10 protein-coding genes are annotated in these 8602 nt (G+C 70.2%); 3 read left to right on the top strand and 7 right to left on the bottom strand.

Annotated features, from left to right (window positions below):
• Positions 1-55 precede the first annotated feature (55 nt).
• Together ASC99_RS11100 and ASC99_RS11095 are read right to left on the bottom strand one after the other, a co-directional pair.
• A complete protein-coding gene (locus tag ASC99_RS11100; protein WP_057230745.1) occupies positions 56-499 on the bottom strand; it encodes a DoxX family protein in 444 nt (147 codons plus the stop codon).
• A 600-nt stretch (positions 500-1099) separates the two neighbouring features.
• A complete protein-coding gene (locus ASC99_RS11095) occupies positions 1100-1831 on the bottom strand; it encodes a hypothetical protein (RefSeq protein ID WP_057230743.1) in 732 nt (243 codons plus the stop codon).
• Positions 1832-2007: 176 nt separating this feature from the next.
• Here ASC99_RS11095 and ASC99_RS11090 point away from each other — a divergent pair, with 176 nt between their 5' ends.
• On the top strand, positions 2008-2748 hold the full coding sequence (locus ASC99_RS11090) for an SDR family oxidoreductase (protein WP_057230741.1): 741 nt from the start codon (positions 2008-2010) through the stop codon (positions 2746-2748).
• Between the two features lies 1 nt (position 2749).
• The gene (locus ASC99_RS11085) at positions 2750-3811 is read left to right on the top strand and encodes an S-adenosylmethionine:tRNA ribosyltransferase-isomerase (RefSeq protein WP_057230738.1); all 1062 of its coding nucleotides are present in this window, start codon (positions 2750-2752) and stop codon (positions 3809-3811) included.
• A 95-nt stretch (positions 3812-3906) separates the two neighbouring features.
• Here the strand turns inward: ASC99_RS11085 and ASC99_RS11080 are convergent, their stop codons facing one another.
• Positions 3907-5820, bottom strand: a complete 1914-nt coding sequence (locus ASC99_RS11080; RefSeq protein WP_057230737.1) for a ricin-type beta-trefoil lectin domain protein — start codon at positions 5818-5820, stop codon at positions 3907-3909.
• Positions 5821-6012: 192 nt separating this feature from the next.
• Positions 6013-6468: a MarR family winged helix-turn-helix transcriptional regulator gene (locus ASC99_RS11075; protein ID WP_235502401.1), complete on the bottom strand. Its 456-nt coding sequence runs from the start codon at positions 6466-6468 to the stop codon at positions 6013-6015.
• Positions 6469-6538: 70 nt separating this feature from the next.
• Between ASC99_RS11075 and ASC99_RS11070 the strand changes: the two genes are divergently transcribed.
• Positions 6539-7114 carry an isochorismatase family protein gene (locus ASC99_RS11070; protein WP_057230733.1) on the top strand — a complete coding sequence of 192 codons (576 nt, stop codon included), beginning with the start codon at positions 6539-6541 and terminating at the stop codon, positions 7112-7114.
• Positions 7115-7228: 114 nt separating this feature from the next.
• Here the strand turns inward: ASC99_RS11070 and ASC99_RS11065 are convergent, their stop codons facing one another.
• The 3 genes from ASC99_RS11065 to ASC99_RS11060 are packed head-to-tail and all read right to left on the bottom strand — an operon-like array spanning position 7229 to position 8573.
• Complete coding sequence (locus ASC99_RS11065; RefSeq protein ID WP_235502400.1) at positions 7229-7957, bottom strand: leucine-rich repeat domain-containing protein; 729 nt, start codon at positions 7955-7957, stop codon at positions 7229-7231.
• 56 nt (positions 7958-8013) lie between these two features.
• Positions 8014-8208, bottom strand: a complete 195-nt coding sequence (locus tag ASC99_RS42100; protein ID WP_157531478.1) for a hypothetical protein — start codon at positions 8206-8208, stop codon at positions 8014-8016.
• Positions 8169-8573: a Uma2 family endonuclease gene (locus tag ASC99_RS11060; protein WP_057230732.1), complete on the bottom strand. Its 405-nt coding sequence runs from the start codon at positions 8571-8573 to the stop codon at positions 8169-8171. Before ASC99_RS11060 ends, ASC99_RS42100 begins: the two co-directional genes overlap by 40 nt.
• Positions 8574-8602 lie beyond the last annotated feature (29 nt).

The raw sequence follows: 8602 nt of genomic DNA, 5'->3' as shown, positions 1-8602 counted from the left end.
CCACCGATCCCCGCCGAACGGGATCGGTGGCGCGGTGGCCGACGTGGTGAGGCGGTCAGGCGGTGGCCGACGCGGTGGCGACGGTGGCCGGGCGGCGGGCCAGCAGGCCGTCGAGGGCGAGTGCGCCCGGGCCGGTGGCGGCGATCAGGAGGAAGGCCCAGCAGTACAGTGCCGAGGCGACGCCGCCGTTCTGGATCGGGAACAGGGCGTTCTCCTGGTGCACGCTGAAGTACGCGTACGCCATCGAGCCGGAGCAGATCACGGCGGCCGTCCGGGTGCCCAGGCCGAGCAGCACCAGCACGCCGCCGACCAGCTGGATCACGGCCGCGTACCAGCCGGGCCAGGTGAGTGCCTCCACCGTGCCGCCCTTGACGCCGCCCAGGACGCCGAACAGTGAGGCTGCGCCGTGGCAGGAGAAGAGCAGGCCGATCGCGATCCGGGACAGGCCGATCAGGTAGGGTCGGGCAGAGCCGACAGTGCTGCTGGGGATGACGGACATCGACGGGCTCCATGGGGGAAGCGGGGACCGCTGCGACGGTGGCCGCAACGGCGGCGAGCAAGGCAAGGCTGGCCTTGTACAGGTCAAGTCGCAGGGGTTTCCATGGAGCCTTCACGAGTCCGTGACCATTTGCTTATGGTTCCTTCACGCACTGTTGTGAGCGCTAACATCCGGGGCGTCGCCGAGCAGTTGGTGCGACCTGGCGAACGTGACGGGACCCGGGAGCGTATCCAGCCCCCGGGCCCCTGAGATGCCACCCAATTGCGCACACCGGCACGTTGAAGGGCGCAGATCATTCTGAGATCGACGTGTTCTGCCTTTGAACTACCGTGCCACGGTCAGAGGCACAGGCGGGACTTGAACCCGCATCCGTCGATGATCGTCCGCGCCCGGTCGATCCGGTGATCGGCGGCGAATACTGAGACTGGAGCGAGAATCTGAGATTCATGGGATGTGCCTCTGCCGCTTGGGCTACCCCGGCCCGTGTGGTGCCGGGGGAGGGATTCGAACCCCCACTGTCATCCCGTGGTCAGCTTCAACATCAGTTTCAGCTTGCGCTCTTCAGCGCACCCCCCGCTCGAACGGGGGGCGATCATGGGGCTACCGGAACAGGTAGCCGAACACCGCGTCGCCGACCCGCTGGTCGGTGACCTCGGAGTTGTTGGCCTCCTCGCGGGCGAACTTGACGGCCTGCTGGAGCTTCTCCAGGCGCTCCGCCAGCTCGTTGACCCGCCGGGCCGGCAACGCACCGGAGAACTTGACGGTCGTCCAGTAACCGACCGGGATGTCCTCGTAGTACACCTCGACCTGCGCCGGGTGCTTCTCGGTGGCCTCGGCCTTCACGTGGTTGCGGGGCACCTTCTTGGTGCGGATGGTGCGCACCGCGTCGGTCTTCCAGGAGTCCGTCGACGGGTCCAGGTTCCAGGACTCGGCGGCGTCCAGTACCGGGAGCTTGCGGACGAAGGTGTGCAGGTCGGTGAGCTGCTTCTCCAGGAAGAGCAGGTACGGCACCGGCACCTGGGGCAGCAGGACGTTGCCGTCCACCACCACGTCCGCGGCGGCCGTCCGGTTCGCCCAGTCCTTGGTGGCGGTCACGTCGAACAGCCGGGTCAGCGTCGCGGCAGTGCTGCGCAGGATGTCCTCGGCCTTGACCTGCACCCGGGTGGACTCGGGCGGCAGTTGCTCGCCCTCCTCGTCCTTCGGCTGGTAGGTCCGGGCGATGCCGGCCAGCAGCGCGGGCTTCTGGAGGTCCTGGTGAGCCTGGGTCAGCTCCTGGAAGGACTTGGACTTGACGCCTTTTTCGACGGCGATGATCTGGTTCAGCTTCGGCACGAAACGGAAGCTATCAGTAATCGCACGAATGTTCTGTCGATTATTCGCGCGGCCGCTCGGGCGGATCAGGGCGGTACGGGAGCTCGGTCTACGACCGGCGTACTAGGTCGAACGGCCGGGTGCGGGACGGGCGGTCGGCCGATCCGGCGGGGAGGGGGCAGGCGGAGGGTGGAGGCATGGACATCACCACCGCAGGAACCGCCTCCGCACCCGTCGCCGTGATCACCGGAGCCTCCCGGGGGCTCGGTCTCGAGCTGGCCAGGGCACTGGCCCGGGAGGGCTGGCGGCTGGTGCTCACCGCTCGCAGCGCCGCCGGTCTGGCCGCCGCCGAGGCCGAGCTGGCGGCCGTCACCGAGGTCGTCGCACTGGCGGGCTCGGTGGTCGACGACGGCCACCGGGAGCGGCTGGCCTCGGCGGCCGAGAAGCTCGGCGGCGCCGCACTGCTGGTCAACAACGCGGGCACGCTGACCGGGTACGACCTGGCCGGTGCGGCGATGCCCGCGCTGGCGGACTTCCCACTGCCCGGTCTGCTGGAGACCTTCGAGGTGAACGTGCTCGGACCGATCGCGCTCACCCAGCTCCTGCTGCCCCAACTGCGGCGCCACAGCGGCTCGGTCATCAACCTCAGCTCGGACGCGGCCCGCGAGGCCTACGCCGGCTGGAGCGGCTACGGCGCCAGCAAAGCCGCGCTCGACCACGCCTCCGCCGTCCTGGCCCTGGAAGAACCCGGGGTGCGGGTCTGGGTGGTGGAGCCCGGCGACATGCGGACCGACATGTACCAGGAGGCGTTTCCCGGCGAGGACATCTCCGACCGTCCGCTGCCCGCCGACACCGCCGTGCCCGGCATCCTGGCGCTGCTCGCCGGGCACCCGGCCTCGGGGCGCTACCTGGCCGAGGCCCTGACGGGGAGTCACTGAGATGGCCACGGCGCTGGAGAGCGGGTTCGACTTCACCGTCCCCGCCGAACTCTCCGCCCGCGCACCGGCGGAGGCGCGCGGCCTGGTCCGCGACGGCGTCCGGATGCTGGTCGGCAGTCGGAGCACGCTCGCCACCGAACACCGGCTCTTCACCGACCTGCCCTCGGTGCTCGAACCGGGCGACCTGCTGGTGGTCAACAACTCGGCCACCCTGCCCGCCGCCCTGCCGGGCCGCCTCCCCGCCGGGACCCCGGTCACCCTCCACCTCTCCTCGGCCCGGCCGGACCGGCGCGGCCACCACCTGGTCGAGCTGCGCCGTCCGACGGCCGGCGCGGCCGAGTACTTCCCGCCCGAGCTCTCACCCGCCCGGTCCGGGCTGCCGATCGCTCTCCCGGCGGGCGGGAAGGCCGAGTTGACGGCCCCGCACACGCCACGCCTCTGGTACGCCCGGCTGGCGCTGCCCGCTCCGACGGTGGAGTACCTGGCCTCCTACGGCAAGCCGATCCGGTACGGCTACGTGGACCGCGAGTGGCCGATCGCCGCGTACCAGACGGTCTTCGCCGACCAGCCGGGCAGTAGTGAAATGCCCAGTGCCGCCCGGCCGTTCACCCCCGAGGTGGTGGCCCGGCTGGTGGCCGGGGGAGTCCTGCTGGCGCCGATCACCCTGCACACCGGCGTCGCCTCGCCCGAGGCGTACGAGGCGCCCTACCCCGAGTGGTTCCGGGTGCCGGTCCCAACGGCCGCCCTGGTCAACCACGTTCGCGGTAGCGGGGGCCGGGTGATCGCCGTCGGCACCACGGCCGTCCGCGCGCTCGAGTCGGCCGCCGGCACCGACGGCCGGCTGCGCCCGGCCGAGGGCTGGACCGACCTGGTGATCACCCCGGCCCGGGGCGTCCGCACCGTCGACGGCCTGCTCACCGGCTGGCACGAACCCCGCGCCTCCCATCTGCACCTGCTGGAGGCGGTGGCGGGGCGGGCGCTGCTGGCTCGGTGCTACGCGGAGGCGGTCCGGCAGCGGTACCTGTGGCACGAGTTCGGCGACGTCAACCTCCTTCTGCCGTAGAGCCGTTCGGCAGGGGCGGGTGATCGTTTCGAGGTCCGGTCCGGAAAAGGCAACGGCCCCGCCGCAGATGCGACGGGGCCGGAGCTTCGTACGGTCTAGAGCAGGCTCATCAAGGGGTGGCGGGGATCCCAGAGCTGGTTCGGGCCGCCGTTGCAGTCCCACAGTACGAGCGGCTTGCCGTAGGTGTGGTCGCCGAACGGCAGGTCGACACAGCGGCCGGACCCGGGGTTGTAGAGCGAGCCGTCCGCCCTGTTGTGCCAGATCTGGTTGGGGCCGCCGTTGCAGTCCCACAGCTGGATCGCGGTGCCGTTGACGGTGCCGTTGAAGGCCAGGTCGAGGCACTTGCCGTTCTGCTTGAGTGCGCCGTCCTTGCCGAACGCGGTGAGGCCCGGGGTGTTCAGGTAGTCGCAGTTGAGGTACCTGGCCCGGCTGCCGGACGCGGACTTGTCGTTCGGGTCGATGTCCATGCAGCCGCCGGTGTAGCCCACGCCGTAGAGGCTGTTGCGGTACCGGTTCGTCTCGGCCGGGTAGCCGGTCGTGCGGTTGAACACCGCGACGTCGGCGACCTCGCCCTTGAAGCGGAAGTCAGGGTGGCCCTGGAACTGGTACTGGCCGATCCGCAGTGGCCCGTTGGCCTTCCACGCCTTGTTCGGGGCGTGGTTCCCGCTGGCCACCAGCTGGTCGTCCACGTACAGCGAGACGGCGCCGGTGGTGGCGTTGTACGAGGCGTTGAGGCGCTGCCAGGTGCCGTACTTCACCGCAGGGGTGAAGGCGGTGTACCGGATGGTGGTGTCGTCCCAGTTGGCGTTGTCGTCGTCGGCGGTGCCGAGCGAGAAGTGCCAGTTGTTGTCGGCCGGGTTGGCCCAGAGGATGAAGCCGCTGGAGCGGGTGCCGTCCTGGCTCGCCACGATGCCGCCGCCGGCTGCGGCGCGGGCCAGCAGGTTCACCGAGAAGCTCTTGGTGGTGTCGATCACGGGCTGCGCGCTGCCGAGCGACCCGGTGCCGCTGAACGTGGCGGAGTCGTCCGTCCAACCCACGGTCCCGGACGCCGTGAGCGGTGCCTTGCCGAGGGTCTCGGCGCCACGGACCGTCCGGTCCAGCAGCCAGTACGTGGAAGGCTCCTGGAGGCGGCCCGAACGGGATGCGCCGGGGTAGACGAAGGTCGTCCGGACGGCCTCGGCGGAGCGGTTGCCCGCGTGGTCGATGCCCCGCAGGTGAATGGTGTTCAGCCCGGGCGTGGTGAACGACAGGCGTGCGGACTCGGAGGAGCGGTTGTCGCACTGCGGGTCGGCCCACACCGCGGAGTCGTTCAGGCGGTACTCGTAGCAGGAGTAGTACGAGTTGAAACCGTCCACCGGAGCGGTATCGGTGAAGTCGTAGCGCATCGACCAGCCGCCGCCCTGCTGAGCCGCGGACCAGGAGGCGAAGTCCGGGATCGTCAGCTGCTGCGGTGCGGTGCGGTCGATCCGGAAGTGGCAGTCGGCAGTGGGCTCGGACACCCGGTCGGCGCTCTCGCGGGCGACGGCGTGCCAGGTGTAGCTGTGGCCGTCCAGCAACCGGGCGTTGTCCAGGGGGAAGGAGGCGACGCCCTTGTCCGACACGGTCGTGGCGGGGCCGGACAGCACGTCGGTGTCCGGAGCGGCCGTGTCGCGGACGTGGAACTCGATGCTCGGAGGGATCGTCGACGCCGGCACGGTGGCGGTCAGCGCGGCCGGAGTGCCGTTGGGCAGCCAGCCCCAGGAGTACGGGTCGGAACCGCAGCCCTGATCGCTCTCCACGCCGAACTTGACCCACGGCTCGGGCGTCGCCTTCGGGCTGACGGGCAGCGGTACGGGCGCCGGGGCGGAGGCCGACGGGCTCGCGGACGGGCTCGCCGACGGGCTGGCGGACGGGCTCGCCGACGGGGCGGCGGTTTCGGCTCGGGCCACCGGGGCGAGGGCGAGCAGGCTGCCGGAGAGGGCGGCCAGGGCGGCGGTCGTGGCGAGCTTTCGCGCGGGCAGGGTCGGCAATGGTCCCCCAAGAAAAACGAACGTATGTCCCCGTGCGGTTGTTCGGAGACCGAGGAACGATCTCGCAGGGGAACTCCGCTGGTCAAACGGTAATCGAACGAGATGCCTGGCTTGATCGCTTCTGTCGTGAATGTTGGGCTGTCGCTGAACCCGTCCGAGAGGTAGCGGTCGTCGCGCCGGGGCGCGGGCCGATCAGCTGTGGTCGGTGGCCGCTGGTGGCAGACCCTGACGAGCCGCCAGCCGGTCGAGCATGCCGGTCAGCACGGCGCTCTCGGCCGGGGTCAGGTCTGCGGCGAACTCGGCGTCGGCGGCGTGGGCGAGCTCGCCGCAGGTCGCGAGCAGCGCCCGGCCGTGGTCGGTCAGGGTCAGTACCTGACGACGCCGGTCGGCCGGATCCCGTACCCGCTGGATGGCTTCGAGCTTCTCGAGGTGGTCGGCCAGGGCGACGACCAGGCTGGGCGCGACGCCCATCACGCCGGCGAGCTCGAGCTGCGACGAGACCCTTCCGGCGGCCAGGACCACCATCAGGCCGACGTGCTTGGGCTTGAGTTCGTGGGCCTCGATCCGGTTTGCGAAGAGATCGGTCGCCATCGCTCCGAGTACGCCGAGGCGGAAGACGGCGCTGGAGTTGACCGTGTCGGGATCCATGGTCGCCATGCTACGTTAGTCAAATCATTCAGAGTCCGAATGATTCTGATGCTGACCTAAGGGGACGGCCATGCTCAGCTCTGCCACCGTTCAGCTCCACCTCGCCGACCTGCAGGAAGGCATCGTCGAGCTCAGCGGTACGACGCCACCGGCCACGATCAGGCGATCCGTCAGCTTCCTGGCGCGCCTGGTCGAGCTGCTGGACATCCCCGCCACCCTCTCGGTGGCTCCACGTCCCGGCGGTCCGGCGGTCATCGAGGAGGCGTCCATCCCCGGAGCACCTGTCTTCGTCCGCAGCGGACCGTGCGCCTGGGACGACGCGGCCACCCGCCGGGCCGTCACCGCGCACTCGCGGCGGAACCTCGCCATCTGTGGAGTGACAAGCGAGATCGTCGTACTGCATACGGCACTTGACGCCATCGCCGCAGGCTTCGAGGTCTCCGTACTTCTCGACGCGTGCGGCGGGCTCTCGCCGCGTACCGAGCAGGCCGCCTTCCGTCAGATCGAAGCAGCGGGCGGCCGGATCACCAGCGTCGCCAGCTTCGCCACCGACCTGGTGCGCGACTTCACCACCCCGACGGGCCGTGAGGTCATCGCGGCGCTGCACGGCCTGATCCGGCAGCCCGCGGCCGAACCGGCACGGTAGTCGCCGGCGCAGGCCACGGCGTGGCCGGGTGACAGGGTGGCCGGTGACGGAGGCTCAGGCGTCGTCGGCGCGGGATTGGACGATGCCGGGTCCACCCGGGTGCGGCGTACGGACCTATCCCGCGGCGCCTGCGGGGAGGGCACGAAGGCACGTGTTGGAGCAGGCGTTGACCAGGAGCGGCAGGACGTCGGTGGCGACCCGGAGGGACAGCCAGGCCTGCCGGACCCCGGCCGCCTCGAACGGTTCGTCACACACGCTGCAGGTACGGACCGCGTCGGTGCCCCCTGCTGCCGCGCCGAAGTCGCTGGGCCTGGCGGGGACGGAGGACAGTGGGGGGAACGGCGGGCGGAGCTTCTCGTTGCCGTACAGCGCACGCGTGCTGACGGTGCTTCGCCTCAGGTTCGGGCACCTGGTCAGCTCGTACGGGAACCAGTGCAGCCGGTACGAGGTGTAGGGAGTGAACTCCTCCAGGCTGGTCATCGCCCCGATCTGCGGCGGTATCCGGACCAGGTTGCTGCCGTAGAGCACGAAGTGTCGGACCGATGTCAGCTTGGCGATGGTCGGCGGCAGGGTGATGATCTGGCGTCGCTCCTGTGGACTCATCTCCACCAGCGGCCGGAACTCCTCGCGCCCGTCGGCGGCGGCCTCCTCGATCTGCGCGAGAAGGTGCTGCCAGGCCGGCGAGGAGGCATCCTGCTGCTCCTGATGGAAGGTCACCCGCCGTCGATTGCTCACCCTGACCTGATCGAAGCAGGCGCAGAGGTCCCGACGGGGTGCGGTGGCGTGGACGGACACGTCGCCCCAGCGGTTGGTGAAGACCACCGGCTCTGCCTGATCTGCCATGGCCGACACGATATGTGGCGACCCTCGAACGGTCGAGCGATATCGGGCGGTTCGGATCAGTAGGTCGGGAACTCCGCGGTCTCGATGTCGTACGTGCTGAGCTGGACGGTTTCGCCGAAGTGGAACTCGCGGCGCGTGCTGTAGCGCGGGCCCTCGGGGGTGGGGTGCGGGGCGGAGAGGACGAGGCCGGTGCCGGTGCGGGGGTCGACGATCAGGTAGTGGGGGATGCCCATGGTGGGGTAGTCGCGCATCTTGCCCTCGTAGTCGTTCTCCGGTTGGACTTGGAGACGACCTCCACCACGGCTGTGACGTCGCGGGGGTGGACGGCTTCGCCGGACTCCAGGACGCGCTCGGGGAAGACCATCACGTCGGGGTGCCGCTTGATGCCCGACTCCGGGTCCTCGACGTCGGCTCCGCCGTGGGCGATCAGGCCGGGTGTCGACTGTTCCAGTTGGCGGTCGAGGCGCCTGGCGAGGCGGTGGACGATGAGCTCGTGCAGGTTGGCGCGACCCGTCAGCACGATGATCTCGCTGCCGCTGATCTCGGTGGCCCAGACATCGTCCGGCGCGCGGGCGGCGATTTCGTCGGCAACGGCACGCATCCGGGCGTAGCCCATCTGCCGCCTCCCAGGTGTGGTGGTGTACC

It is taken from the genome of Kitasatospora sp. Root107 (assembly GCF_001424875.1).
Classification (GTDB): Bacteria; Actinomycetota; Actinomycetes; order Streptomycetales; family Streptomycetaceae; genus Kitasatospora.
The sequence above is the reverse complement of the archived record's forward strand: the minus strand, read 5'-3'. Positions and strand labels throughout refer to the sequence as shown.

Bases quoted from the DNA above. Each gene is read 5' to 3' on its own strand.
- ASC99_RS11090 (WP_057230741.1), top strand. From the start codon at position 2,008: ATGGACATCACCACCGCAGGAACCGCCTCCGCACCCGTCGCCGTGATC.
- ASC99_RS11085 (WP_057230738.1), top strand. From the start codon at position 2,750: ATGGCCACGGCGCTGGAGAGCGGGTTCGACTTCACCGTCCCCGCCGAA.
- ASC99_RS11100 (WP_057230745.1), bottom strand. From the start codon at position 499: ATGTCCGTCATCCCCAGCAGCACTGTCGGCTCTGCCCGACCCTACCTG.
- ASC99_RS11060 (WP_057230732.1), bottom strand. From the start codon at position 8,573: ATGGGCTACGCCCGGATGCGTGCCGTTGCCGACGAAATCGCCGCCCGC.
- ASC99_RS11075 (WP_235502401.1), bottom strand. From the start codon at position 6,468: ATGGATCCCGACACGGTCAACTCCAGCGCCGTCTTCCGCCTCGGCGTA.
- ASC99_RS11070 (WP_057230733.1), top strand. From the start codon at position 6,539: ATGCTCAGCTCTGCCACCGTTCAGCTCCACCTCGCCGACCTGCAGGAA.
- ASC99_RS42100 (WP_157531478.1), bottom strand. From the start codon at position 8,208: ATGCGCGACTACCCCACCATGGGCATCCCCCACTACCTGATCGTCGAC.
- ASC99_RS11065 (WP_235502400.1), bottom strand. From the start codon at position 7,957: ATGGCAGATCAGGCAGAGCCGGTGGTCTTCACCAACCGCTGGGGCGAC.